The organism is Sphingomonas sp. NPDC092440, from assembly GCF_044754985.1.
Classification (GTDB): Bacteria; Pseudomonadota; Alphaproteobacteria; order Sphingomonadales; family Sphingomonadaceae; genus Sphingomonas.
On record NZ_JBIVQA010000007.1, the window covers coordinates 90,505 to 116,287 of the forward strand.

Here is a 25,783-nt window from a genome sequence, read left to right on the forward strand (position 1 = left end):
GTCGCAGCCAGATTGCCGCATGCCGGCCCGGGCAGCATGTCGTCGCCGTCCGGGCCTTAGCAAAGGCTGCTGCAACCCTTCGGAGGCTAAGACCCCGCCATCCGGAGGAGTCTTTGTGCCCAACCCGGACAAGGGCGGCGCTGCGTTTGGTTCCGCGGCGTCGCCCGACCCGGTCGTCCCCTCATTCGAACTCGAGGATCGCGGCATCCACGGCCAGGCTGTCGCCGGGGCCGAAATTCGCCGCCTTCACCACCCCGGCCCGCTCGGCGCGCAGGATATTCTCCATCTTCATCGCCTCCACCACGGCGAGCGGCTGGCCGGCCTCGACCCTGTCGCCCGGCCCGACATGGAGCCGGGTGAGCAGGCCCGGCATCGGCGCGAGCAGGAACTTGCTCATGTCCGGCGGGATCTTCTCGATCATGTGGTGCCGATACTGCGCGACGTGCGGGGGATGAACCTCGACCAGATGCGAAGCGCCATGCGCGGTCAGCTTCCAGGCCGATCCCCTGCGATCGACCGCGACGCTGAGCGGCGCGCCGTCGATCTCGGCATCGAGCTGGATGTCGCCGAGCCGCCAGTCGCTGTCGAACGCCACTTCGGTGCCGTCGAGAAAGAGCCGGCCGGCATCGGCCGATATCGCGAACCGCTCGCCGTCGATCGTCACCACACGCTCGCCCGGGATCGGCTGGTGCGCCGCGAGCTGGCCGGAGATGCAGGCCGCGCGCTCGGCCCGCTGCAAGTCGATGGCCGCAGCGACCACCGCGAGCTTGCGCTTCAGCGCCTGCGAAGCCGGCGCCCCGTGGAAGCCCTCCGGATATTCCTCCGCGATGAACCCGGTGGTGATCGCGCCCGAGCGGAAGCGCGGGTGCTGCATCAGCGCCGAGAGGAAATCGATATTGTGGCCGATCCCGTCGATCCGGAACCGGTCGAGCGCCGCCACCTGCAGATCGGCCGCTTCGTCGCGCGTCTCGCCCCAGGTGATCAGCTTGGCGATCATCGGATCATAGAACATCGAGATCTCGCTGCCCTCGGTCACGCCGTCATCGACCCGGACATAGCCATGGTCGCCGCGCGTGCCCGGGGCGCCATGGGGCGTCTCCTCGCTCGCCGGCGGGCGATAGCGCACCAGCCGGCCCGTGCTCGGCAGGAAGCCGCGATAGGGATCCTCGGCATAGACGCGGTTCTCGATCGCCCAGCCCGTGAGCTTCACGTCTTCCTGGGCGAAGGCCAGCTTCTCGCCGGCCGCGACGCGGATCATCTGCTCGACCAGATCGATGCCGGTCACTGCCTCGGTCACCGGATGCTCCACCTGGAGCCGGGTGTTCATCTCGAGGAAGTAGAAGCCCGCGCCGGTCCTGTCCGCGCCCGAGACAATCAGCTCGACCGTGCCCGCGCTGAAATAGCCCACCGCCCGCGCCAGCGCGACTGCCTGCTCGCCCATCGCCTTGCGCATCTCGGGCGAGACGAAGGGCGACGGCGCCTCCTCGACCACCTTCTGGTGGCGGCGCTGGATCGAGCATTCGCGCTCGCCCAGATAGACGATGTTGCCATGCTGGTCGCCCAGCACCTGGATCTCGATATGGCGCGGCTGCTCGATGAACTTCTCGATGAACACGCGATCGTCGCCGAAGCTGGCCAGGCCCTCGCGCTTGGTCGCCTCGAAGCCTTCCCGCACATCCTGCTCGCCATAGGCCAGGCGCATGCCCTTGCCGCCGCCGCCGGCCGAAGCCTTCATCATCACCGGATAGCCGATCTCCGAGGCGATCCGCACGGCATGCTCGGTATCGTCGATCTCGCCGACATAGCCGGGGACGACATTGACCCCCGCCGCCTTGGCGAGCTTCTTGGACTCGATCTTGTCACCCATCGCCGCAATGGCGCCCGGCGGCGGCCCGACAAAGGCGATGCCGGCCTCGGCACAGGCCTTGGCGAAGCTCTCGCGCTCCGAGAGGAAGCCATAGCCCGGATGGATGCAGTCGGCCCCGGTCTCCCTGGCCGCGAGCAGGATCAGCTCGGCCTTGAGATAGCTCTCCGCCGCCGGCGCCGGCCCGAGCCGCACCGCCTCGTCCGCCATCAGCACGTGCGGCGCGCGGGCATCGGCATCCGAATAGACCGCCACGGTGGCGATCCCCATCTTCTTGGCGGTGCGCATCACGCGACACGCAATCTCGCCGCGATTGGCGACCAGGATCTTCTTGAACATCAGGCCCTCTTAAATCCGAAAAAGATCAGGACGAGAACGATGCCGGCAGCAAAGATCGGCACGCACCAGAAGAGCGGCTCGTCAAAGCGCCCGCCCGCTATCCACATGCCGGTCCAGACGGCAGCCAGGGCGAGGATCGCGCGCAAAGCCTTCTCACGCGTCGAACCCCGCGCCTCCAGATTCCAACCCGCGCGCCGCATCATGGCGATGCCCAACCAGGCGCCGAACCCCATGGCAGCCACAATGAGCAGCCCTGCCAGCAGGCCGAGCCATGGGTTCACTCCGCCGCCTCCAGCTCGACTTTCACCTCCGCCTGCATCGGCACGACGCCCAGTCGCGCGAACAGCGCCGCGTCCCTGTCGTCGCCGGCATTGCCCGCGGTCAGCAGCTTGTCGCCGGTGAAGATCGAGTTGGCGCCCGCCAGGAAGCACAGCGCCTGGGTGGCGTCGCTCATGCTCTCACGGCCGGCGGAGAGGCGCACCATGCTCTCCGGCATGGTGATCCGCGCCACCGCGACCGTGCGGACGAACTCGATATCGTCGATCTGCGCCAGCGGCGTGTCGGCCAGCATGTTGCCGAGCACCGTGCCCTTGATCGGCACCAGCGCGTTCACCGGCACGCTGCCCGGATGCACCGGCAGCGTCGCCAGCGCATGGATGAAGCCGACGCGGTCGCCCCGCGTCTCGCCCATGCCGACGATGCCCCCGCAACACACGTTGATCCCCGCCTCGCGGACATGCTCGAGCGTGTCGAGCCGGTCCTCGAAGCTGCGGGTGGTGATCACCTCGGCATAGCGCTCCGGAGACGTGTCGATATTGTGGTTGTAATAGTCGAGCCCGGCATCGGCGAGCATCTGCGCCTGCTTCTCGCTGAGCATGCCCAGCGTCATGCAGGTCTCCATGCCCATCGCGCGGACGCCCTGCACCATCTCGACGATGGCGGGCATGTCGCGGTCCTTGGGATTGCGCCAGGCGGCGCCCATGCAGAAGCGCGACGAGCCATGATCCTTGGCCTGGGCCGCCGCCTGGAGCACCTGGCGCACGTCCATCAGCTTGGTCGCCTTGAGCCCGGTCTCGGCCGAGACCGACTGGCTGCAATAGCCGCAATCCTCCGGGCAGCCGCCGGTCTTGATGCTGAGCAGGGTGGAGAGCTGGACCTCGTTCGGCGCGTGATGCTGGCGGTGGACGGCCTGCGCCTGGAACACGAGCTCGGTGAACGGCAGGTCGAACAGCGCCGCAATCTCTTCACGGGTCCAGTCGGTACGAACGGTCATCACGAATCCTTGAGCTTCGACAGGGAGAGTGCGAGGAAATTCCCTTCCTTGCGCGTCTCCGATTTCATCATCAACCGCCAGCGCCCGCCTTCGGGCCGGGCGAGGTCCCAATAGTGACGGATATGGAGGCCGACCTGGAGAGTGTGCGTGTCGGCGAGCTTGAGCGCAGATGCCACCTCCCCGGCAAGGCGGGCGGGCTCGGGCGGATCGGCGAGGCGGATGCTCAGCCGGCACTGCGGCTGGGGCACCGTCGGCGCGATGGCGCCCGCCGCCATGTAGCGGATATTGTAGCGCGCCGAGCGCCAGACTCCGCCCACTGCGGGCCGCACGTTGCGGTCACGGTCTAGCATGCCGACCTGGGCCGGATCGACCCTGGCGAGCCGCTCGGAATCATGCGCGACCGCCGCTTCGAACGCCTGGGCATCGGGAAACGGGGTGAGGCAAACGCGCCGAAACAGCGCGATCCCGTCCGCGGGCACGCTGACGGCGAGCAGTTCGTCGCCACCCTGGAATGCTTCGCCGAGCTGGAGCGCCGCAAGGAGCGCGACGCCGATCATTCCGCCGCTTCCTCGGCCGGGGGCATGTTGTGCCCGAGCAGCCGCAGCACTTCCTCGGCGGCCTTCACCAGATTGGTGCCCGGCCCGAAGATCGCCTGCACGCCCGCCTCGCGCAGGAACTCATAGTCCTGCGCGGGGATCACCCCGCCGGCGACCACCTTGATGTCTGCCCTGCCCGCGGCCTGCAGCTCGCGGATCAGCTCGGGGATCAGTGTCTTGTGCCCGGCGGCGAGGCTGGAGGCGCCCACCACGTCGACATCGCGCGCAATCGCCAGCGCGGCGGCTTCCTGCGGGGTCTGGAACAGCGGCCCCGGCACGACTTCGAAGCCCAGGTCGCCAAATGCCGAGGACACGAGGTTCGCGCCGCGATCATGCCCGTCCTGCCCCATCTTGGCGACCAGCATGCGCGGGCGGCGGCCCAGGCGCCGCCCGGTGGCATCCACGCCATCCTTGAGCCGCGCCCAGATCGTGTCGTCGGCATAGGCGCCGCCATAGACGCCCTGCACCGGGTTGGGCTGGGTGGCATAACGGCCGAACCCGGCTTCCATCGCGGCGCTGATCTCGCCCAGCGTGGCGCGGGCGCGGGCGGCCTCGACGGCGAGCGCCAGCAGGTTGTCGCTGCCCCGGGCACCCTGTTGCAGCGCGAACAGCGCCTTCTGGCAGGCCGCCTCGTCGCGCTCCGCCCGCACGCGCCGGATCCGCGCGATCTGCGCCTCGCGCACGGCATGATTGTCGACGTCGAGGATGTCGATCGGCTCTTCCTCGGCCTTGCGATATTTGTTGACGCCGACGATCACCTGCTCGCCGCGGTCGATCCGCGCCGCGGTGGCCGCTGCCGCCTCCTCGATCATCGCCTTGGGCCAGCCCGCGGCGACTGCCTTGGCCATGCCGCCCTCGGCCTCGACCCGCTCGATGATCTCCCAGGCCTTGTCGACCAGTTCCTGGGTCAGGCTCTCGATATAATAGCTGCCGCCCAGCGGATCGACGACGTTGCACATGCCGGTCTCCTCCTGGAGGACCAGCTGGGTGTTGCGCGCGATCCGGGCGGAGAAGTCGGTGGGCAGCGCGATCGCTTCGTCCAGCGCGTTGGTGTGCAGGCTCTGCGTGCCGCCCAGCATCGCCGCCATCGCCTCGATCGTGGTGCGGATGACGTTGTTGTACGGATCCTGCTCGGTCAGCGACACGCCCGAGGTCTGGCAGTGGGTGCGCAGCATCTTGGAGCGCTCGTCCTGCGCGCCCAGCTTCGTCATCACCCGGTGCCAGAGCACGCGCGCCGCGCGCAGCTTCGACACTTCCATGAAGAAGTTCATGCCGATTGCGAAGAAGAAGCTCAAACGCCCTGCAAACTTGTCGATATCCAGGCCGCTGGCGACACCGTACTTCACATATTCCATGCCGTCGGCGATGGTGAAGGCCAGCTCCTGCACCTGCGTCGCCCCGGCTTCCTGCATATGATAGCCGGAAATCGAAATACTGTTGAATTTCGGCATGTTCGCGCTGGTATATGCGAAGATGTCCGAAATGATCCGCATGCTCGGCTCGGGCGGGTAGATATAGGTGTTGCGGACCATGAACTCCTTGAGGATGTCGTTCTGGATGGTCCCGTCGAGCAGGCTCTTGTCGACGCCCTGCTCCTCGCCCGCGACGATGAAGAAGGCCAGCACCGGGATCACCGCGCCGTTCATCGTCATCGACACCGACATCTGATCGAGCGGGATGCCGTCGAACAGGATCTTCATGTCCTCGACGCTGTCGATCGCCACGCCGGCCTTGCCGACATCGCCCGTCACGCGCGGATGGTCGCTGTCATAGCCCCGATGCGTGGCGAGATCGAAGGCGACGCTCAGCCCCTTCTGCCCGGCGGCGAGGTTGCGGCGGTAGAAGGCGTTGGACTCCTCGGCGGTGGAGAAGCCGGCATATTGGCGGATCGTCCAGGGGCGGCCGGCATACATCGAGGCACGCACGCCGCGGGTGAACGGCGCGAAGCCGGGCAGGCCGGGATCGAGGTCCGCCACGTCCTCGGCCGTGTAGAGCGGCTTGACCTCGATGCCCTCGGGCGTGTGCCAGGTCAGGTCGCGTCCCTTCACTTCCTTCGAAGCAAGGTTTTCCCAGTCAGCGGGAGTGGGTTTGTTGCTCAAACTCCTTCTCCCCTTGTGGGAGAAGGAAGGGGCCCGCTGATGCAATCAGCGGGAAGGATGAGGGGGACGTAGGAAGACACAGCCCCCTCACCCTTCCGCGACTGCGTCGCTCCCTCCCTCTCCCAAAAGGGGAGAGGGAAAATATGCTCAATGCTCGCCACGGGGAGTCTCCATGATCTCGGTCAGCACCCCGCCCATGTCCTTGGGGTGCACGAAGAAGATCGGCGTGCCGTGGGCGCCGATGCGCGGCTCGCCGAGCACCTTGGCTCCCTTGCTCTCGAACCACGCCTTGGCCGCGTGGATATCGGGCACTTCGTAGCAGAGGTGATGCTGCCCGCCGGCCGGGTTCTTCGCCAGGAAGCCATGGATCGGCGAGCTTTCGCCCAGTGGCTCGATCAGCTCGATCTGGCTGTTCGGCGTATCGACGAAGCACACTTTCACGCCCTGCGCCGGCAGGTCGAACGGCTCGCGGATCACCTCCGCGCCCATCACGTCGCGATAAAGGGCGATCGACGCTTCGATCGAAGGCGTCGCGACGCCGACATGGTTGAGGCGGCCGAGTTTCACATGCTGCTCCCTGAAACAGGCGCCGAGCCATATACACCCGGCAACGGATCACCGACATTCTCGATCCGGCGCCCGTCGATGGAAATGCGCATCGACGGTGGTATCCACTTCGCCACATGCTCGCCAAAACGTCTCTCAAGCGCCGCGAACTCGACGGGCGCCACGTCATGGGCAAGGTCGAACGCCAGTTCCGAGCGCTTGTAGCCGCCGGCGACCCAGCGATCGCGGATCGAAGTCAGCAGGTCATATCCCTGGCGATCCTCCGTCGGCACGGCCGCCCGATCACGGAACTCCAGATAATATTCAGGCGACGCCTTCCAGAAGATCGCCAGAGCGGTGGCGCGGTCGCAATCGGGCTGGCTGATGATCCATCGCCAGACCGCTTCGTCGGTGAAATCCCAGTTCGCGTACAGCGCAAGCCGGTGCCAGCCATCGGGGCCCATCGCCTTGAGCTTGTCGTCCAGTGTCAGCCGCGGACCGGCATCGAGAAACGCCGCCACGGCAGCGTTGCCGGGAGCCGCCCCGCCCGCCGGAACCGAGGTGGCGTTGCCCGGCACATCCTGCGCATCGGCGCCGCACCCCGCCAGCAGCATCAACGCCGCCGGAGCCCAGAGCAGTCGCCGCTCACAGCGGGATGTTGTCATGCTTCTTCCACGGGTTCTCGAGCTGCTTGTTCCGCAGCTTGCGCAGCCCCAGCGCGATCCGCCGGCGCGTGGAATGCGGCATGATCACCTCGTCCACGAACCCCTTGCTCGCCGCAACGAACGGATTGGCGAAACGCGCCTCATATTCGGCGGTGCGCTCGGCGATTTCCTCCGGCGTCTTGCCGCGGAAGATGATCTCCACCGCGCCCTTGGCGCCCATCACTGCGATCTCGGCGGTCGGCCAGGCATAGTTCAAGTCGCCGCGCAGGTGCTTCGACGCCATCACGTCATAGGCGCCGCCATAGGCCTTGCGCGTGATCACCGTGATCTTGGGCACTGTCGCCTCGGCATAGGCGAAGAGCAGCTTGGCGCCATGCTTGATGATCCCCGAATGCTCCTGGCCGACGCCCGGCAGGAAGCCCGGCACGTCGACAAAGGTCACGATCGGGATCTCGAACGCGTCGCAGAAGCGCACGAAGCGCGCGCCCTTCTTCGACGAATTGATGTCCAGGCACCCCGCCAGCACCATCGGCTGGTTCGCCACCACGCCCACCGTGCGCCCCTCGATCCGGCCGAAGCCGATCAGGATGTTGCCGGCATGGCTCGGCTGCAGCTCGAAGAACTCGCCCTCGTCGAGCGTCTTCCTGATGAGCTCGTGCATGTCATAGGGCTGGTTCGCGCTCGGCGGAATCAGGGTGTCGAGGCTCGGCTCCATGCGATCCCAGGGATCGTCGCAGGGCCGCTCGGGCACTTCCTCGCGGTTCGAGGCGGGAAGGAAGTCCACGAAGTCGCGGGCCGCGAGCAGCGCCTCGATATCGTTGTCAAAGGCCACATCGGCGACCCCCGACTTCGTGGTATGCGTCACCGCACCACCCAGTTCCTCCTGCGTGACGATCTCGTTGGTAACGGTCTTCACTACATCCGGGCCGGTGACGAACATGTACGACGAGTCCTTCACCATGAAGATGAAGTCGGTCATCGCGGGGGAATAGACCGCGCCGCCGGCGCACGGGCCCATGATCAGCGAGAGCTGCGGCACCACGCCCGATGCCAGCACGTTGCGCTGGAACACCTCGGCATAGCCGCCGAGCGACGCGACACCCTCCTGGATGCGCGCGCCGCCGCTGTCGTTCAGCCCGATCACGGGCGCGCCGACCTTCATCGCCATGTCCATGATCTTGCAGATCTTCTGCGCGTGACGCTCGCTGAGCGAGCCGCCGAACACAGTGAAGTCCTGGCTGAACACAAAGACGAGGCGGCCGTTGATCGTGCCCGATCCGGTGACGACGCCGTCACCGGGGACGATCTGGTCCTGCATGCCGAAGTCGACACAGTTATGCTCGACATACATGTCGAGCTCCTCGAACGAGCCCTGGTCGAGCAGCACCTCGACACGCTCCCTTGCGGTGAGCTTGCCCTTGGCGTGCTGCGCGTCGATCCGCTTCTGTCCCCCGCCCAGGCGGGCGGCGGCGCGGCGGCGTTCCAGTTCCTCGATCGTCGACGACATGCGGTTCCCCATTGGATAGCGGCGGCTTCTGCATCGGGACATGCGGCGGCCGCAAATGCAATGTTGCGAAGTTGCGGGAAGCAAGTTTGCAGATATACTGCAGCCATGCGCAGATCGTTCCGCCCCGCCCTTCTTGCTCCCCTCCCTGTAAGGGAGGGGCTGGGGGTGGGTAGCAGCCTGGCGAGGCTGAGGCCCCGCACCCAGCCCGATCCATATTGCGGTCATCGCCCCACCCCTGGCCCCGCCCTTCCAGCGAGGGCGATCAAGTGAGCAGCGCTCCCCGCCGCCGCCTGTTCGAAGGGTTCCGCTTGCGCGAGCTGCGCCGGCGCACGGGGATGAGCCAGGCGGCGATGGCCGCGAGGCTCGGCATCTCCGTCTCCTATTTGTCGCAGATCGAGAATAACGACCGCCCGATCACCGACATCGTCCTCGTCGCGCTCAGCCGCGAGTTCCCGCTCGAGGCGTTCGGCGACGCCGACGAAAGCGCCGCGCTGCTGCGCACGATCGACGCCGCCACCGATGCGGGCGTGCCGGCCGAGCGGATGGGCGAGGCGGACGTGCGCCGCGGCATCGAGCAGCAGCCCTTGCTCGCGAAGCGCATGGTCGCGCTGCACGAGGCCTGGCGCCGCAGCCAGGAGCAGCTCCGCGTACTCGACGACCGCTATGACAGCGGCTCCACCGATGCGGCGCCGCTGCCCTGGGAAGAGGTCCGCGACTGGTTCCAGGCCGAAGGCAATTATATCGACGCGATCGACCGTTCGGCCGAGACGCTCGCCGCCGATCTCGACCCCTATCGGCCGACCCGCGGCCTCGAGGATCGCCTGCGCTGGCACGGGGTTCAGGTCGCCGCGGAGGATGGCGATGGCAGCCAGCTCAGCCGGTTCGACCCCCGGGCACGCCGCCTCGCAATCAACAGCGCGCTCCCGCCGGAGAGCCGCGCCTTCCTGCTCGCCCACCGGCTGGTCCGCTACGAGTTCGAGAACGAGATGCGGCAAGTGGTGCAGGCGTCGGGCCTCGCCTCCCCCGCCGCGCGCGAGCTGCTCAGCATCGGCCTCGCCAACTATGCCGCCGGCGCGCTGCTGATGCCCTATGGCCCGTTCAGGGACACCGCCCGCGACGTCCGCCACGATATCGACCGGCTGCGCCAGCGTTTCGGCGTGAGCTTCGAACAGGCCTGCCACCGGCTCTCGACGCTCCAGCGCCCGGGCGCGCAGGGGCTGCCCTTCTTCTTCTGCCGGGTCGACATGGCCGGCAACGTCACCAAGCGCCACTCGGCGACGCGCCTCCAGTTCGCCGCGCTCGGCGGCGCCTGCCCGCTCTGGGTGGTGCACGAAGCCGTGGCGATCCCGGACCGGATCCTCGTCCAGCATGCCGAGATGCCCGACGGCACGCGCTACGTCTCGATGGCCAAGGGGCTGGTGAAGCCTTCGGGCAGCTATGCCCGTCCGCCGCGCCGCTATGCCGTGGCGTTGGGCTGCGAGGAGCTGCACGCGGCGGACTTCGTCTATGCCGACGATCTCAGGCCGGGCGGCGCGGCCACTCCGATCGGCGCCAGCTGCCGCATCTGCCCGCGGGCGGACTGCGACCAGCGCGCCTTCCCGCCCGCCGCCTCGGCGATCGCGATCGATCCGGATCGGCGCAGCGTGGTGCCCTACGGGTTCAGATGAGCCGCCTGCCGCACCCGATCGAAGCGGCCCGGAAGCATCGCGAATGCACCGAAACGACCGCGATTCCGATTGTCGGCGATTGGCACCTCAAGCAGCCTTTCCCGGCCGCGTGACCGGCCTGCACCATCGCCGGACACGGAGGGGCCCATGCACGAGACTGTGAGCAAATACGCCGGCAAGATCGGCGGCGAGGGCATCAATCCGCTGGCCGCGCTTGCCCCGGACCCCGCTCCGCACGCCAAGCCGCTGAGCGACCTCGAAATCTACAACGTCTTCCGCGACTATATCAAACATGAGGACGGCCTGATGAATACCCGGCTGTCCTCCTTCCTCAGCATGAATTCCTTCCTGATCGGCTTCTCCGTGCTGATCCTCGGCGGCATGCTCAGCGCGGCTTCGAGAATGAGCGTGGATGCCAAGCTTCTCGCGCTGCTCGCGCTCGGAACCCTGGTTCATTCGATACTGGCCTATATCGGCTATGACGCCGCGCGGCTCACCCGATCATCCATCCAGGCCGCCACCGACTCCCTCAAGATATTGCGGGAAAAGGGAAATGCACGGCTTGCCGCCCCCATCGCGAATGGCGACTTCCCGCATCTGACCGATGCTCGGGAACTCAGCCGCCGGGAAAAGGCCGCTCTCGAGAAGGGCAGCGGCATAATGCGCGGCTTCCCACGCCATATGCAGCGCATGTGGTTCATCATGGGGATCACGCCCGTGCTCGTAACGAGTCTCGCCGCCTATCTGCGGTTCGGCCCGGCGCATTTCTAGAACGCGCCCCGCGGTGCCGGTCGCAAGCGACAACAGTTGCAGGCGCCGCCACGGGCATGGCATACCCGATCCACGAAAAGCCTTGGGAGAGGTATGATGGCCACCGCGCTGCGCAATTCCACCATGACCGGAGCCGAGTGGGAGGCCCGCCAGCAGCTCGCCGCCTGCTACCGCGTGTTCGACATGCTCGGCTGGTCCGAGATGATCTACAATCACATCACGCTGAAGGTGCCGGGCGAGGAAGGCGCCTTCCTGATCAACCCGTTCGGGCTGCACTTCAGCGAAGTGAAGGCGTCGAACCTGGTCAAGATCGACATCGACGGCAACAAGCTCGACGACTCGCCCTATCCGGTGAACCGTGCCGGCTTCGTCCAGCATTCGCTGTTCCACCGCCATCTGCCCGATGCGCATTGCATCGCGCACACCCACACCACGGCGGGCATGGCGGTCGCCAGCGTCGAAGGGGGCCTGCGCCCCACCAACTTCTATGCCTGCAACTTCGCCGGCCAGATCGCCTATCATGATTTCGAGGGCGTGACGGTGCGCGACGAGGAAGGCGAGCGGCTGCTCGCGCATCTTGGCGACAAGCGCGTGATGCTGCTCAGGAACCACGGCATCCTGGTGATGGGCAGGACCGTGCCCGAGGCGTTCATCAAGCACTGGTCGCTCCAGCGTGCCTGCGAGATCCAGATCGCCACCGCGAGCATGGGCGCGCCGCTGGTGGTGCCCGACGAAGTCGTGGCAGTGCATCAGCGCGACCTCCATATGGCCCAGGTCCCCGGCGGCCCGGGCGCGGCGGACTTCGCCGCGATGGTGCGGCTGGTGGACCGCACGGACAAGAGCTGGCGGGAGTGACGGAACAGGCCCAGGCCGAAGAAGCAACCACGCTTCGCCTCACGTCGGACGAAGCGCTGGTGTTCTTCTCCATCTTGTCGCGCTGGAGCGACGAAAATGCCACGCGGGCGGACCACGCCGCAGAACAAACCGTGCTGGACGGCATTCTGGCGACGCTCGAGGAACAACTGACCGCCCCGTTCGCACCGGACTACGAGCAGCTCGTGCAGGCCGCTCGTGACCGGCTGATGCGTCAGTAGCGCACATCTCACCCGAACCGATACCCCGACACCGTCCATCCCAGCACGTGATCGCGATAGTCGCGCACCGCCGGCCCCTCGCCGCCCGCGCCGAGCGCGACCATCAGGGGCAGGAGGTGCTCCTCGCGCGGATGGGCGAAACGGGCATGGGGCAGGTCGTCCCAGGCCGCGACCCGCGCCGCGCGCCGTGCCGGATCGGGATCGGTCACCGCCTGGGTGAGCGCGTCGTCCCATTCATCGGCTATCGGCGTCACCTGCGGCCCGCGGGCGCGCAGGTTGTGGAAGCTCATCCCCGAACCAACGATCAGCACGCCCTCGTCGCGCAATGGGGCAAGCGCCCTGCCCAGCGCGATATGGTCGGCCGGATCGAGGTCCCTGCGCAGCGACAGCTGGACCAGCGGGATGTCCGCTTCCGGCACCGCCACCATCATCGGGATGAAAACGCCGTGATCCCAGCCGCGCTCGCGCTCCTCCCCGGCGGGGAAGCCGGCGCCTTCGAGCAGCGCCCTCACCCGCGCCGCCACCTGCGGCGCGCCCGGCGCGTCCCAGCGCAGGCGATAGGTATGCTCGGGGAAACCATGATAGTCGAACAGCAGCGGCTGGCCGCTCCCGGCATGGACGGTGACGACTTCCTCCTCCCAATGGCCCGAGACCAGCAGGATCGCCCTGGGCCGCTCGGGCAGCGCGGCGATCAGCCCGGCAAGATAGGTCTGCATGCGAACCCACATCGGATCCGGCGGGCCGCCATGGGGGTCCATGAAGAAGCAGGGGCCGCCGCCATGCGGAATGAAGAGTGCAGGAAGTGTCATGCCGGAGGATGTCGCCACCCGGGCACTTCGGCGCAATGGCGGTTTCGGAAACGGCGCGTTTCCCGCTACACCCCCCGCATGACTCGCTTCACCGTCAACAACCAGCCGGTCGCCTACAAGATGGACCCGCGTACGCCCCTGCTCTGGGCCTTGCGCGACGCCTCGAACCTCACCGGCACCAAATATGGCTGCGGCACCGGCGATTGCGGGGCCTGCACGGTGGACGTGGACGGCACGGCCCGCCTGGCCTGCCAGGAGACGATCGGCGCGCTCGAGGGCACCTTCGTCACCACGATCGAGGGCCTGTCCAAGGATCGCAGCCATCCCGTGCAGCAGGCGCTGATCGCGGCGAACGTGCCGCAATGCGGCTATTGCATCCCGGGCGTGGTGATGGCGGCCGCGGTGCTGCTGCGGGGCAACCGGAATCCGAGCGAGCAGGAGATCGCGGACGCGATCCCCAATATCTGCCGCTGCGGCATCTATCCGCGGTTGACCGAAGCGATCCAGAACGCCGCCCGCATCGCCCGGGGCGACGTCGCCGCGCCCGCGGGGCAGGACGCGCCGGTCGCGCCCCATGCGGAACCCTGAATCGTTCCGGATGCTTTCAATATGCTGACAGGCGAATTCAGAGTCGGGTCAGTTGCCGGGGTCTAGAGAGGGCATACCCCGAAAGCCCGGCGTGTTGCCGGTCCCAGCGGAGACACTCAGATGAAGAAGACCTTGCTAGCGGCGATCATCGCCGCAACGGCCCTGGTCCCGCCGGCACTGGCGCAGGATCGCGGGCATCGCTGGGGCGGCGGCGACCGTTCCGGCGGCAATGCGGGCGCCTCGCAGCCCGCCCAGGATCGCGGCGATCGTGGCGACCGCGGCGGTGACCGTGGTGGCGACCGTAGCGGTGACCGCGGCGGTTGGCGCCAGTCCCCGGGCCAGCCGCAACAGCCCGCGCAACCGGCGCAGCCGCGTCCGGAATGGCATGGCGGCGGCGGCAACACGCCTCCCAATGGCTGGAACCGTGGCGGCTGGAACCGTGGCGGCCAGCCCGGCGGCGGCCAGGTCTCCCCGCCCCAGGATCGCCCGCAGCAGCCGCGCTGGGACGGCAATCGCGGCGGCAACGACCGTCGCGACTGGAACCGCGACGGCAATCGCGGCGGCCAGTGGGACCGTGGCAATCCGAACTGGAACCGCGACCGCAACTGGAACAATGATCGCCGCGGCAACGATTGGAACCGCAACAACGATCGCGGCTGGAACGACCGCAACCGCGGCTGGGACAATAACCGCGGCTGGCGCGGCAACGATCGCGGCCGCTGGAACAATGGCTGGCGCAACGACCGCCGCTACGACTGGCGCGACTATCGCAACAGCAACCGCGGCATCTACCGCCTGCCGCGCTATTATGCACCGTCGGGCTGGGGCTATGGCTATCGCCGCTTCACGATCGGCTACACGCTGAACTCGATCCTGTTCTCGTCGCAATATTGGATCAACGATCCGTATTATTATCGCCTGCCGGAGGTCTACGGGCCCTATCGCTGGGTGCGCTATTATAACGACGCGCTGCTGGTCGACGTCGAGACCGGCGAAGTGGTCGACACCATCTACGACATCTTCTGGTAAGCGAGCCCGCATCTTGCCAGAAACGGGAGGCCCGGCCCATCAGAACCGGGCCTCTTGCTTTTGACTCCGCAGGTCGCATGCTGGCGGCGATGACGAGCCCCATGGCCCCCGATCCCGTCCGCGCCGAGACCGGCCGCCGCGCCACCGCCCGGCTCGAGGCGAATCCGCTGGTCCGCCGCGCCGGGCTCGATGCGCTCCAGCTCTATCATCTGCCCAATTTCCTCAGCCGCACCGAGTGCAAGGCGCTGACCCGGATGATCGACGCCGATGCGAAGCCGTCCACGGTCCTCGCGCGCTATCAGGAGCCCGGCCTGCGCACGAGCTACACCTGCGATCTCGAGCGGCAGGATCCGGAGATCCGCCGGCTCGACGCGCGTCTTGCCGATCTGCTGGGCATCCCCCTCGATCATGGCGAGCCGGCGCAGGGGCAGCGCTATGCGGTGGGCCAGCATTTTCGCGCGCATTGCGACTGGTTCCGCGACGATGTGGACTATTGGCCGGAGATGGAGGCCCAGGGCGGCCAGCGCATCTGGACGGCGATGATCTACCTCAACGATGTCGAGGACGGCGGCGAGACCTGGTTCCCCCGCGCCGGCATCCGCCTCACGCCGACGCGCGGCCTGCTGATCGCCTGGAACAACATGGCCGCCGATGGCGGCCCGAACGACGCGACGCTGCACGAGGCGCGGCCGGTGCTGGCCGGCAGCAAGTACATCATCACCAAATGGTTCCGCGAACGTCCCTGGACGCCCATCGGCGCGCGGACCTATTGACCGCGAGCCCCGCAGGCGCAAATTGGCCGTCGTGAGCAAGAATATCGGCAGAGTATCGGGAACGCCCTCCCCCAATCGCGCGCGGATCGGCCGCGAGGTGGTGGCAAGGCTGGAGGGCAACCCGCACATCAAGCGCGCCAAGGTGGAGAACGCGCAGATGTTCACCTATCCCGACTTTCTGAGCACCGCCGAGTGCGACATGCTCGTCGGCCTGATCGAGGCGGCGGCGCGCCCCTCCACGCTGCTGGCGATGCACGAGGACCCCGAGTTCCGCACCAGCAGTTCGACCGATCTCGATCGCTGGTCGGAGGAGATCTGGCCGATCGACGACCGCATCGCCGATGTGCTCGGCCTGCCGCCGGCAAATGCCGAGACGATGCAGGGCCAGCGCTATACCCCCGGCCAGCAGTTCCGCGCGCATTGCGACTATTTCCACGAGGGCGCGGAATATTGGGACAAGATGGTCGAATATGGCGGCCAGCGCACCTGGACCGCGATGATCTATCTCAACGAGGTCGAGGAAGGCGGCGCGACCTGGTTCCCGCGCGCCGGCGTCCGCTTCAAGCCCCGAAAGGGGCTGATGCTGATCTGGAACAACATGATGGAAGACGGCACGCCCAACTACGACACGCTGCACGAGGGCATGCGCGTGCTCGAGGGGACGAAGTACATCGTCACCAAATGGTTCCGTGAGAATGCCTGGATCCGCGGCCATGTGCCCACTTACTATGCCGGCGGCGAGCAGCGGACCTAGTTCCCGGAAGGGCGGGGAGGCTCAGGCGAGGACCCAGGCAACTATCTGATTTTCTGCCGTCACCCCGGCCCAAGGCCGGGATGACGAAGCAAGAATATGAGTCCCCAATCTGGGACGAGAACCCAAACAAGCCTTTGGGACCATTTCCGTCATCCCCGCGCAGGCGGGGATCCAGGGTAGCAGGGGATAATCGGAGCAATCACGCGCATGCTTGCCGGCACCGGCAAAACGAGCCTCGCGCGCCTTGCCCCTGGCCCTGGATCCCCGCCTGCGCGGGGATGACGAGGAAGGGAAACGGGATGACGCGGAAGGGATGGCGGCGGCGCCGGGGTTTTCCGAGCGAATCGCGACTCTAGATCAGCCCCGCATGCGCCAGCGCGGCATCGACCGCGGCGCGGCTCGCCTCGCCCGCCGGGGTCATCGGCAGCCGCAGTTCCTCGGGGAAGCCCGGGCGAACCCGCGTCATCGCGTATTTCACCGGGCCCGGCGAGGCATCGGTGAACATCGCGATGTGGAGGGGATAGAGCCGGTCGTGCAATGCCAGCGCCCCGGCATTGTCCCCCGCCGCCCAGGCTGCCTGGAACTCGGCGCAGAGCCGCGGCGCGACGTTCGCCGTCACCGAGATGCACCCCGTGCCGCCCATCGCGTTGAAGGCGAGCGCGGTCTCGTCATTGCCCGAGAGCTGGATGAAGCCATGCCCGCAGCCGGCGCGCTGCTCGGTCACGCGGGCGAGCGCGCCGGTCGCGTCCTTGACGCCGAGGAACTTGCCGGGGAACGCCTTGACGATCCGCGCCATCGTCGCCGGCTGGATGTCGGTCACCGTCCTGCCCGGCACGTTGTAGAGCACGATCGGCAGGTCGGTCTTTTCCGCCACCGCCTCGAAATGGCGGAAGATGCCCTCCTGGCTCGGGCGATTATAATAGGGCGGAACCATCAGCACCGCATCGGCGCCCGCGTCCCGCGCGGCCTTCACATTCTCGATCGCGACCAGCGTATCGTTCGAGCCGGCGCCGGCAAGCACGGGCACCCGGCCCCCGGCCTGGTCGGCGCAGACGCGCACGACTTCGAAATGCTCGTCCTTCGGCATGGTCGCCGCCTCGCCGGTGGTGCCGCACGGCACCAGCGCGGCGGAGCCTTCGGCAATCTGCCATTCAACCAGCGCGCGATAATCTTCCTCCGCGAAGCTGCCGTTGCGGAACGGCGTCACCAGCGCGGGAATGGAGCCCGAAAACATGGTCCCAGAATCTTCCTTAATTCCCCAATTCGGGGCTGGCAGATAGGGGCGACACGCGTATCATGTCCAGTATGCTTGCTCCGCTACTCAAAAGTGCGTTGCTGTTTGCCGGCGTTTCGGGGCTCGCCGTCTCTTCGCAGCTCACGCAGGAACAGATCCAGTGGTACAAGGTGGCGCTGGAAGCCGGCGTCCCCCGCGTGCCGCCGCCCTATATCCAGGCCAACCAGCTTGCCGATGCGCTGGTGGAATGGAAGCGACTCCAGCAGTCGGACAATTATCCCTTTTCCGACTATGCCAATTTCCTGCTGCTCCATCCCGGCTGGCCCGGCGAGAAGAGCCGCCGCGCCGCTGCCGAGACCGTGCTGGAAAGCGGCACCTGGGCACCCGGCCTGGTCATCCGTTATTTCGAGCGTTTCCCGCCGCTGACTGCCGCCGGGCGCACCCGCTATGCAGAGGCGCTCGCCGCTTCGGGCCGCCGCGCCGATGCCGAGGAGCAGGCCCGCCGCGCCTGGCGCAACGGCGTGCTGCGCCCCCGCGACGAGACCGCGCTGCTCGCCGGCTTCGCTTCCGCGTTCACCCCGGCCGATCATGATGCCCGGATGGACAGGCTGCTCTGGTCCGGCGCGCTCACCGCCGCGCAGCGCCAGCTCGCCTATGTCTCGCCCGGCATGCGCCCGGTGTTCGATGCCCGCATCGCCTTCCGCACCAAGGCGCCGGACGCCGATGCCAGGGGCGCCGCCGCGCTCGCCGTCGGCCGCTCCAATCCCGGCTTCATCGCCGATCGCGCCCTGTGGCTGCGCGACACCGGCCAGAGCCCGGCGATGCGATCCTATCTTGCCCAGCCGCGCCAGCTCGTCTCCTATCCCGGCGATGCCGAGAAATGGTACGAGGCGCTGCTCACCGGCGCCCGCGGCGCCCAGTCGGACGGCCAGTTCAGCCTGGCCTATCAGATCGCCAGCCAGGTGGACGACGCCTACCCGCCGGGCACCGACGTCAGCGAGCAGTCCCTGGGCGAGCGCGACGATTATACCAGCCTCACCTGGCTGGCCGGATCGGTGGCGCTCAACAATCTCGGCCGCGCACGCGATGCGATCGGGATGTTCGATCGCTACGGCCATGGCTCCAAGACGCCGACCACCCAGTCCAAGGGCTTCTACTGGGCCGGGCGCGCCGCCGAGGCTTCGGGCGATCAGGCGGCGGCGACGCGCTTCTATGGCAAGGCGGCCGGCTTCCCGGACGTCTATTACGGCCAGCTCGCCACCGAGCGGCTGGGCCAGCCGCTGAAGCGCCCGCCCGATTTCAACGCGAAGGTCGCCGATCCGGCGGTCCGCGATGCCTTCTTCAAGAAGGAAACGGTCCGCGCCGCGCAACTGCTCGGCACGATGGGCAATCGCCAGGACCAGGGCCTGTTCATCCGCCAGATCGCCAATGACGCGACGAGCGACACCGATCACATCCTCGCCGCCGAGCTGAGCCGCGCGATCGGCCGCCCGGACCTGGGCGTGCTGGTCGGCAAGAGCGCGCTGCAGAACGGCCTGTCCGACTATACCGCGGCGGGCTATCCGACCGTGGCGGTGCCGGCGTCGCAGCAGGATTACTGGACGATCGTCCACGCCATCGCCCGCCAGGAAAGCCAGTTCGATCGCGATGCGGTGAGCCATGCCGGCGCGCGCGGGCTGATGCAGCTGATGCCGGGCACCGCGCGCGAAGTCTCGACCAAGCTCGGCATGAGCTACAATCCGGGTTCGCTGAACTCCGATACCGATTACAACATCCAGCTCGGCTCGACCTATTTCCAGCGGATGTACAATCTCTACGGCAGCTACCCGCTGGCGATCGCGGCCTATAATGCCGGCCCGGGCAATGTGAACAAATGGATCGCCGCCAATGGCGACCCGCGGCTGCCGGGGGGCGATATCGTCCAGTGGATCGAGAAGATCCCGATCTTCGAGACCAAGAACTATGTCCAGCGCGTGATCGAGAACGCCGTGGTCTACGACCTGCTCAACCCCGAGCGCTCGCGCTCCAAGGGGCCGGCGAACACGAGCTGGTATCTGGGGAAGAACAAGCCGGGCTGATCTTACCGGCCGCCCCTTGTCCGCTCCCCGGCGAAGGCTGGGGCCCGGTATCGGCGCACATGGTCAGGCGCGCGAACCTCTCGAACGGCATCGCGACTGGGCCCCGGCCTTCGCCGGGGAACTGCCTTTGGCAGGAATTCGCCGAGCTTCGACCCCGTTCGAGAACGGGCTCCTTGTTCAAGGGGGTAAGCGCCAACGCATTTCAGCATGACGAACTGGACGCTAGAAGAGGCCGATGGACCGCCCCAACTACATCACCCCCGCCGGCTATGCCGCGCTCCGGGCCGAGTACGACACGCTCTTCGCCAGCGAGCGCCCGGCCCTGGTCGAGACCATCTCCTGGGCCGCCGGCAATGGCGATCGCTCGGAGAATGGCGACTATATCTACGGCCGCAAGCGCCTGCGCGAGATCGATCGGCGGCTGGGCTGGCTGTCCAAACGGATGAAGGCGGCCAAGGTCGTCGATCCGGCGCAGCAGGCGGACAAGAGCCGCGCCTATTTCGGCGCCACCGTCACCATTGCCGACGAGGACGACAATCACCGCACGCTCACCCTGGTCGGCGACGACGAGGCCGATGCGGCCAAGGGCCTGGTCGGCTGGAACGCTCCCCTCGCCCGCGCGCTGCGCGGTGCCGGGATCGGCGACCTGCGCCGGGTCAGCCTGCCCGCCGGCGAGCGCGAATATGAAGTGATTGCGATCACCTACCCCTAGCGCGCGACGAGCCGCATCCTTGCCTGATTCCCTCGCATCTTCAAATTGATAGAGTCGCACCCAGGCCGAATAGGGATGCGGCCGGGTAAAAAAGTGAGCGTGGGGACATATGACGGCACAGCGTATCTATGTGTCGGGGCGCGTGCAGCGCGTCGGCTATCGCGACTGGACGGTGCGCGTCGCCAAGCAGCTGGGCGTGCGCGGTTGGGTTCGCAACCTGAACGACGGGCGCGTGGAGCTGCTTGCCGAAGGGGATGAGGAGGCCTTGACTTCGCTCACCGAAGCCTTGCGCGAAGGTCCGCCCATGGCGGTCGTCGATCATGTCGAGGCCTTCCAGACCGCGGGCGACAAGCACGCCAAGGGCTTCACCAAGCGCTTCACCGCCTGAGCCGGCAGCACGGCTACCCGGACAGCGTCCGCCTGGAAACGATCGGTTTCCGGGGCTTCGGTTGACCGGATGGGCAGGTGATGGAACATTTCAGCCTCGAAACGGCGCGCAGGGGCGTGTCCGGCGAGGAGAAACAAGCATGCCCATTCCCGCAAGCTGGTCCGACAAGCTGCTGAGCGTCCTGCGCATCGTCGCGGGCCTCGCCTTCCTGCAGCACGGCACGTCGAAATTCTTCGGTTTCCCGCCCTTTCCCTATCCGCTCAACCCGCTGCTCTATGCGGCGGGCACGATCGAGCTCGTCGGCGGCGCCCTGCTGGTGATCGGCCTGTTCACCCGGCCGGTGGCGTTCCTCGCCTCGGGCATGTGCGCGGTCGGCTATTTCATGGCGCACTTCCCCAAGGGCTTCTTCCCCGCCGAGAATGGCGGCGAGGCGATCCTGCTCTACTGCTTCGTCTTCCTCTACCTCGCGGCCGCCGGCGGCGGCGCGTGGAGCGCGGACGCGGCGACCAGAAAGGCCTGAGGCGGCCCATGCCGACCGTGCCGGCACCCCGGCACGGTCAGCAGCGATAGGCGGCCAGCGCGGCCTCCAGCTTCGCCTTCACCTGTTCCGGCGGCAGCTTGGCCAGCGCATCCAGCGTCATGGTGCCGCCCAGCTGCTTCGCCAGCACATAGCCCAGATAATAGCCGAAGCGCGGCGGCCAGCTGCCCTGCGCCTTCCCGCCCTTGCCGAAGAAGAAAGTGGCATAGTCGTCCTGATCGGTCGAGCCGAGCCTGGCGCGCACGAAGCACATCGCCTGGGCAAGCTTCGGCTCGACTTCCGGCCGGATCGGGCGCGGGATGGCGAGCAGCAATGCCCGGTCGTCCGCGCCCGGGTTCATCCGCTCGGCGACATAGACGGCCAGCCCCTCCTGCCAGAGCGAGCACCATAGCGCCGGGCAATCGGGGAAATATCGCGCATGGTGGAAGTGGAACAGCTCGTGATCCAGGAACGGCCCGATCGTGCCGCCGTCATGGATCTTCGCGATCATGTCCGCCCCGAAGATCGCCACCGTCCTCCCGCGGAGCTCGCGCGTGCCGCCGTCCATCTCGCCCAGCGAATGGATCAGGTAGATCGGCATGGTCGGCGCATAATCGGGGAAGACGCCGCGGAAATGCGCGCTGGCGGTCGCATAGGCCCCGGCGAATTCGCGCGCGGCGGCAAGGACCTTGTCGCGCGTCGGCGGATAGGCCTCGAGCGCCTTCTGGACGCGCGCATCATATTGCGCCTCGGTGGCGCCGAAGCGCGGCTCGTAGAAACCCGGGAGCAGCGCGTCGAACTTCGCGCGGAACGCCTTCACCCGCTCGGCGGCCGGCATGCTCGTACTCGCCGTCGCGAAATCGTCGAATGCTTCGACCTGGGACTGGAAAGCCGGCACCTGCGCGGCGGCCGGCGATGCCGCGAGGAGCGCAGCCGCCAGGAGTATCGATCGCTTCACCAGAGCCCCTTTTCCGTTCACATCAACAATGCAATGCACCACGTCGCATCCGGGGAGGCAAGCGCCAGCCCCAGGATCGCCAGCGCGGTCAGGCGGACACCATTCTCCCCGGTCCACCCGCGCATCGCCTTTCCCCGTTTGGGCCAACGCTACCGCGCAGCTCGGGGACCGTCTATGTATCCGTCATGAAACGCTTGTTCCTCCTGGCCGCCGCGACGCTCGCCGGGATCGGCACCGCCCAGGCGCAGGACATGCGCCCGCTCTGCCCCGACCGCCCGGGGCTCGACACCCCCGCCTGCACGGTGGACCGGGGCCATTTCGTGATGGAGAGCGGCGCGGTCGACTGGTCGCTCGATCGCGATTCCGCCCAGCGCAGCGACAGCTGGACCTTCGGCGACCTGCTGATCCGCTACGGCGTGACCCAGGACATGGAAGTGCAACTCGGCTGGACCGCCCTGGGCACGGTGCGCACGCGCGACCGGGCGAGCGGCACGGTGACGCATGCCAGCGGCACCGGCGACCTCACCCTGGCGATGCGCCGCAACCTCTCCCATCCCGACGGATCGGGTTTCGCCCTGGCGGTGATGCCCTATGCCACCCTGCCCATCGGCGGCGCGACGATCGGGGCCGGCGACTGGGGTGGCGGCCTGATCGTGCCGGTCAGCTACAGCCTGACCGACAGGCTCGGCCTGTCCTTCACGCCGGAAGTCGATGCCGCAGTGGACGGCGACCGGCGCGGACGCCACCTCGCTTATGGCAGCGCGATCGGCCTGAGCACTGTCCTCACCTCTTCGTTGAGCGGCGCATTCGAGCTGCAGGCGATACGTGACGAGGATCCCGACGGGCACGCTACCCAGGCGCTTGCCAGCCTGTCCTTCGCCTGGCAGCCACGGCGCGATCTCCAGCTCGACCTGGGCGCCGTCGCCGGGCTCAATGCCGCCAGCCCGGACCTGGAGCTCTATCTGGGGATCGCGCGCCGCTTCTGATCTGAGCCGCGCCTCAGGGGTGAGCCGCGCCTCAGGGGAGCGTCTTGCGCTGGATCACCACCGGGATACCCTGCCCATCGGTCTCGAAGCCGGTGACGTGGAACCCATGGCGCAGGTTGAGCAGGATCATCGGATTGTTCGCGGCGCGGGTACGCGTCTCGACGAAGCGATAGCCCTCCGCCACGGCCTGCGCATGCTGCAGCCGCATCAGTTCGGAGGCCACGCCCTGGCCGCGAGGCGCGGGCGTGACGCCGCCCAGCCAGCTGTAAAGCAGTGCGTCACCGCGCCGATAGCCCAGCTTGAAGCCCTGCCAGCGGCCCGCCTCGATCGCCAGCCACAACATGGGCGCGTCCAGCTTCGGCAGCCGATCAGACAGATAGGCATCCGAAAAATCGGGGAAAACCGATCGGCAGAGCGCCAGCAGCGGCGCGGCGGCATCGGCCACCGCGCCCTGCCAGCGTTCATATGCGATCGGCACCCCGATCAGCGCGTCAGCTTCTTATAGGCCAGCGCGGTCGGGCGGTCGGCCGCATCGCCCAGGCGGCGGCGCTTGTCTTCCTCATAGGCTTCGAAATTGCCCTCGAACCATTCGACATGGCTGTTGCCTTCGAAGGCCAGGATATGCGTGGCGAGACGATCGAGGAAGAAGCGATCGTGGCTGATCACCACGGCGCAGCCCGCGAAATTCTCGATCGCCTCTTCCAGCGCGCCCAGCGTTTCCACGTCAAGGTCGTTGGTCGGCTCGTCGAGCAGCAGCACATTGCCGCCGCGCTTCAGCATCTTGGCGATGTTCACGCGGTTGCGCTCACCGCCGGAGAGCTTGCCGACATTCTTCTGCTGGTCGGCGCCCTTGAAGTTGAAGGCGCCCACATAGGCACGGGTCGACTGGTCGTGCCCGTTGATCTTCATGTAATCATGGCCGTCCGAGATTTCCTCCCAGACGTTCTTCTTGTCGTCCAGGTGATCGCGGCTCTGGTCGACATAGCCGAGGCGCACCGTGGTGCCGATCTCGACCGTGCCGGTGTCCGGCGTCTCCTGGCCGGTGATCAGCTTGAACAGCGTCGACTTGCCGGCGCCGTTCGGGCCGATCACGCCGACGATGCCGCCGGCCGGCAGCATGAACGAGAGATTCTCGAACAGCAGCTTGTCGCCATAAGCCTTGGAGATGTTCTCCACTTCGATCACCTTGCCGCCCAGGCGCTCGGGCACCTGGATGACGATCTGGGCGCCGCTCGGCTTGCGGTTTTCCTGCGCCGAGACGAGCTGGTCGAACTTGGCGATACGCGCCTTCGACTTGGTCTGGCGGCCCTTCGGACCCTGGCGGATCCACTCGAGCTCGTCCTTGATCGCCTTCTGGCGGCCGGATTCCTCGCGGTCCTCCTGCTCCAGGCGCTTGGCCTTCTTCTCCAGATAGGTCGAGTAATTGCCCTCGTACGGGAAATACTTGCCGCGATCGATCTCGAGGATCCAGCCCACCACATTGTCCAGGAAATAGCGGTCGTGGGTGATCATCAGCACCGCGCCGGCATATTCCTTGAGGTGGTTCTCCAGCCACTCGACGCTTTCGGCGTCGAGATGGTTGGTCGGTTCGTCGAGCAGCAGGATGTCCGGCTTCTGGATGAGCAGGCGGGTGAGCGCGATGCGGCGCTTCTCGCCGCCCGAGAGGTTGTCGACCGCCCAGTCCGACGGCGGGCAGCGCAGCGCTTCCATCGCGATCTCGAGCTGGTTGTCCAGCGTCCAGCCATCGACCGCATCGATCTTGGTCTGGAGCTCGCCCATCTCCTCCATCAGCGCGTCGAAATCGGTGTCGTCCTTGGGATCGCCCATCTCGGCCGAGATCGCGTTGAAGCGATCGACCATGTCGGCCACTTCGCGCGCGCCGTCCTTGACGTTCTCGAGCACGTTCTTGGTCGGATCGAGCTGCGGCTCCTGCGGCAGATAGCCGACGGTGATGTACTCGCCCGGCCAGGCCTCGCCCGAGAAATCCTTGTCGATGCCCGCCATGATCTTCATCAGCGTCGACTTGCCGGCGCCGTTCGGGCCGACGATGCCGATCTTGGCGCCCTGATAGAATTGCAGGTTGATGTTGTTCAGCACCGGCTTGGGAGCGCCGGGGAAGGTCTTGGTCATGTCCTTCATGACGAAGGCGTATTGGGCGGCCACGTGGCGGTCTCCGTTCGCAGGTCTGGGTATGCAGGAAGTTTGGCGGCGATGTAGCGAGCGGACGGTCAAATGGCAACGCGGCGCCGCTCGGGCCGCCTCAACTCCGCGCTCCCGTCCCCCTGCCTGTCGTCATTCCCGGCCAGGCGGGGAGCCAGGGTAGTTCTGGATACCCGGCAGGAATGCGCGCGGCCCGGCCGGGCACGCCTTTGCGAGCTCGGCGCACGCTCCCTTGCGGCTCCGGATTCCCGCCTGCGCGGGGATGAGGGGTCCCTGGCCGCCGCCGCGGCCACTCCATCTTGCAATGTAGGAACTTGTCTGCTGCGCTTCTCCGGCGCCTGGCAGGCGGTGGCAGGGCAATGCTCAACCAACTGGT

Annotated in this window: 26 protein-coding genes; 13 read left to right on the plus strand and 13 right to left on the minus strand. The window is 67.2% G+C overall.

Annotated elements, in window-relative coordinates; genetic code table 11:
- Positions 1–181 precede the first annotated feature (181 nt).
- From ACIQCS_RS13320 to ACIQCS_RS13355, 8 genes are all read right to left on the minus strand, one after another.
- The gene (locus ACIQCS_RS13320; protein ID WP_345851752.1) at positions 182–2,203 is read right to left on the minus strand and encodes an acetyl/propionyl/methylcrotonyl-CoA carboxylase subunit alpha; all 2,022 of its coding nucleotides are present in this window, start codon (positions 2,201–2,203) and stop codon (positions 182–184) included.
- A complete protein-coding gene (locus ACIQCS_RS13325; RefSeq protein WP_345851751.1) occupies positions 2,203–2,484 on the minus strand; it encodes a hypothetical protein in 282 nt (93 codons plus the stop codon). Before ACIQCS_RS13325 ends, ACIQCS_RS13320 begins: the two co-directional genes overlap by 1 nt.
- Positions 2,481–3,476 (minus strand): biotin synthase BioB, encoded by a 996-nt coding sequence (gene bioB, locus ACIQCS_RS13330; protein ID WP_345851749.1) that lies wholly within the window; start codon positions 3,474–3,476, stop codon positions 2,481–2,483. The genes ACIQCS_RS13325 and bioB overlap by 4 nt, the downstream gene beginning before the upstream one ends.
- The gene (locus ACIQCS_RS13335; protein WP_345851748.1) at positions 3,476–4,033 is read right to left on the minus strand and encodes a hypothetical protein; all 558 of its coding nucleotides are present in this window, start codon (positions 4,031–4,033) and stop codon (positions 3,476–3,478) included. Before ACIQCS_RS13335 ends, bioB begins: the two co-directional genes overlap by 1 nt.
- Positions 4,030–6,171: a methylmalonyl-CoA mutase gene (gene scpA / locus ACIQCS_RS13340; protein WP_345851747.1), complete on the minus strand. Its 2,142-nt coding sequence runs from the start codon at positions 6,169–6,171 to the stop codon at positions 4,030–4,032. The genes ACIQCS_RS13335 and scpA overlap by 4 nt, the downstream gene beginning before the upstream one ends.
- A gap of 147 nt (positions 6,172–6,318) precedes the next feature.
- On the minus strand, positions 6,319–6,738 hold the full coding sequence (mce, locus tag ACIQCS_RS13345) for a methylmalonyl-CoA epimerase (RefSeq protein WP_345851745.1): 420 nt from the start codon (positions 6,736–6,738) through the stop codon (positions 6,319–6,321).
- Positions 6,735–7,331 carry a DUF4274 domain-containing protein gene (locus ACIQCS_RS13350; RefSeq protein ID WP_345851743.1) on the minus strand — a complete coding sequence of 199 codons (597 nt, stop codon included), beginning with the start codon at positions 7,329–7,331 and terminating at the stop codon, positions 6,735–6,737. The genes mce and ACIQCS_RS13350 overlap by 4 nt, the downstream gene beginning before the upstream one ends.
- A 31-nt stretch (positions 7,332–7,362) precedes the next feature.
- Positions 7,363–8,889, minus strand: a complete 1,527-nt coding sequence (locus ACIQCS_RS13355; RefSeq protein WP_345851741.1) for an acyl-CoA carboxylase subunit beta — start codon at positions 8,887–8,889, stop codon at positions 7,363–7,365.
- Between the two features lie 266 nt (positions 8,890–9,155).
- On the opposite strand from ACIQCS_RS13355, the gene ACIQCS_RS13360 reads away from it, so the two are divergent.
- The 4 genes from ACIQCS_RS13360 (at position 9,156) to ACIQCS_RS13375 (ending at position 12,421) form a co-directional block, all read left to right on the plus strand.
- The gene (locus ACIQCS_RS13360; RefSeq protein WP_345851740.1) at positions 9,156–10,556 is read left to right on the plus strand and encodes a short-chain fatty acyl-CoA regulator family protein; all 1,401 of its coding nucleotides are present in this window, start codon (positions 9,156–9,158) and stop codon (positions 10,554–10,556) included.
- Between the two features lie 69 nt (positions 10,557–10,625).
- Positions 10,626–11,327 (plus strand): hypothetical protein, encoded by a 702-nt coding sequence (locus ACIQCS_RS13365; protein WP_345851739.1) that lies wholly within the window; start codon positions 10,626–10,628, stop codon positions 11,325–11,327.
- Positions 11,328–11,423: 96 nt separating this feature from the next.
- Positions 11,424–12,182 carry a class II aldolase/adducin family protein gene (locus ACIQCS_RS13370; protein ID WP_345851738.1) on the plus strand — a complete coding sequence of 253 codons (759 nt, stop codon included), beginning with the start codon at positions 11,424–11,426 and terminating at the stop codon, positions 12,180–12,182.
- Entirely contained in the window at positions 12,179–12,421 is a 243-nt protein-coding gene (locus ACIQCS_RS13375; RefSeq protein WP_345851736.1) for a hypothetical protein, read from the plus strand. Before ACIQCS_RS13370 ends, ACIQCS_RS13375 begins: the two co-directional genes overlap by 4 nt.
- Before the next feature lie 8 nt (positions 12,422–12,429).
- Here the strand turns inward: ACIQCS_RS13375 and ACIQCS_RS13380 are convergent, their stop codons facing one another.
- Positions 12,430–13,230 carry a class III extradiol ring-cleavage dioxygenase gene (locus ACIQCS_RS13380; RefSeq protein WP_345851735.1) on the minus strand — a complete coding sequence of 267 codons (801 nt, stop codon included), beginning with the start codon at positions 13,228–13,230 and terminating at the stop codon, positions 12,430–12,432.
- A gap of 78 nt (positions 13,231–13,308) precedes the next feature.
- Here ACIQCS_RS13380 and ACIQCS_RS13385 point away from each other — a divergent pair, with 78 nt between their 5' ends.
- The 4 genes from ACIQCS_RS13385 to ACIQCS_RS13400 all read left to right on the plus strand — a co-directional run bounded on the left by ACIQCS_RS13385 (position 13,309) and on the right by ACIQCS_RS13400 (position 16,374).
- On the plus strand, positions 13,309–13,818 hold the full coding sequence (locus tag ACIQCS_RS13385) for a (2Fe-2S)-binding protein (protein WP_401531105.1): 510 nt from the start codon (positions 13,309–13,311) through the stop codon (positions 13,816–13,818).
- Between the two features lie 120 nt (positions 13,819–13,938).
- On the plus strand, positions 13,939–14,847 hold the full coding sequence (locus ACIQCS_RS13390) for an RcnB family protein (RefSeq protein ID WP_345851732.1): 909 nt from the start codon (positions 13,939–13,941) through the stop codon (positions 14,845–14,847).
- A gap of 101 nt (positions 14,848–14,948) precedes the next feature.
- Entirely contained in the window at positions 14,949–15,620 is a 672-nt protein-coding gene (locus tag ACIQCS_RS13395) for a prolyl hydroxylase family protein (RefSeq protein WP_401531108.1), read from the plus strand.
- Between the two features lie 31 nt (positions 15,621–15,651).
- The gene (locus tag ACIQCS_RS13400) at positions 15,652–16,374 is read left to right on the plus strand and encodes a 2OG-Fe(II) oxygenase (RefSeq protein WP_345851729.1); all 723 of its coding nucleotides are present in this window, start codon (positions 15,652–15,654) and stop codon (positions 16,372–16,374) included.
- 352 nt (positions 16,375–16,726) lie between these two features.
- On the opposite strand, the gene dapA is transcribed toward ACIQCS_RS13400, so the two are convergent.
- A complete protein-coding gene (dapA, locus tag ACIQCS_RS13405) occupies positions 16,727–17,608 on the minus strand; it encodes a 4-hydroxy-tetrahydrodipicolinate synthase (protein ID WP_345851727.1) in 882 nt (293 codons plus the stop codon).
- Positions 17,609–17,679: 71 nt separating this feature from the next.
- On the opposite strand from dapA, the gene ACIQCS_RS13410 reads away from it, so the two are divergent.
- The 4 genes from ACIQCS_RS13410 (at position 17,680) to ACIQCS_RS13425 (ending at position 21,306) form a co-directional block, all read left to right on the plus strand.
- Positions 17,680–19,686 carry a transglycosylase SLT domain-containing protein gene (locus ACIQCS_RS13410; protein ID WP_345851726.1) on the plus strand — a complete coding sequence of 669 codons (2,007 nt, stop codon included), beginning with the start codon at positions 17,680–17,682 and terminating at the stop codon, positions 19,684–19,686.
- Positions 19,687–19,921: 235 nt separating this feature from the next.
- Positions 19,922–20,398, plus strand: coding sequence for a transcription elongation factor GreB (gene greB, locus ACIQCS_RS13415; protein ID WP_345851725.1), 477 nt, complete (start codon positions 19,922–19,924; stop codon positions 20,396–20,398).
- A 109-nt stretch (positions 20,399–20,507) separates the two neighbouring features.
- A complete protein-coding gene (locus ACIQCS_RS13420; protein WP_345851724.1) occupies positions 20,508–20,786 on the plus strand; it encodes an acylphosphatase in 279 nt (92 codons plus the stop codon).
- 139 nt (positions 20,787–20,925) lie between these two features.
- Positions 20,926–21,306 (plus strand): DoxX family protein, encoded by a 381-nt coding sequence (locus ACIQCS_RS13425; protein WP_345851723.1) that lies wholly within the window; start codon positions 20,926–20,928, stop codon positions 21,304–21,306.
- 37 nt (positions 21,307–21,343) lie between these two features.
- On the opposite strand, the gene ACIQCS_RS13430 is transcribed toward ACIQCS_RS13425, so the two are convergent.
- Complete coding sequence (locus ACIQCS_RS13430) at positions 21,344–22,261, minus strand: hypothetical protein (RefSeq protein ID WP_345851722.1); 918 nt, start codon at positions 22,259–22,261, stop codon at positions 21,344–21,346.
- Positions 22,262–22,446: 185 nt separating this feature from the next.
- Between ACIQCS_RS13430 and ACIQCS_RS13435 the strand changes: the two genes are divergently transcribed.
- A complete protein-coding gene (locus tag ACIQCS_RS13435) occupies positions 22,447–23,247 on the plus strand; it encodes a transporter (RefSeq protein WP_345851721.1) in 801 nt (266 codons plus the stop codon).
- Between the two features lie 31 nt (positions 23,248–23,278).
- Here ACIQCS_RS13435 and ACIQCS_RS13440 read toward each other — a convergent pair whose 3' ends face one another.
- Together ACIQCS_RS13440 and ettA are read right to left on the minus strand one after the other, a co-directional pair.
- Complete coding sequence (locus ACIQCS_RS13440; protein ID WP_345851720.1) at positions 23,279–23,725, minus strand: GNAT family N-acetyltransferase; 447 nt, start codon at positions 23,723–23,725, stop codon at positions 23,279–23,281.
- A gap of 5 nt (positions 23,726–23,730) precedes the next feature.
- Positions 23,731–25,410, minus strand: coding sequence for an energy-dependent translational throttle protein EttA (gene ettA, locus ACIQCS_RS13445; RefSeq protein ID WP_345851719.1), 1,680 nt, complete (start codon positions 25,408–25,410; stop codon positions 23,731–23,733).
- Positions 25,411–25,783: the final 373 nt, after the last annotated feature.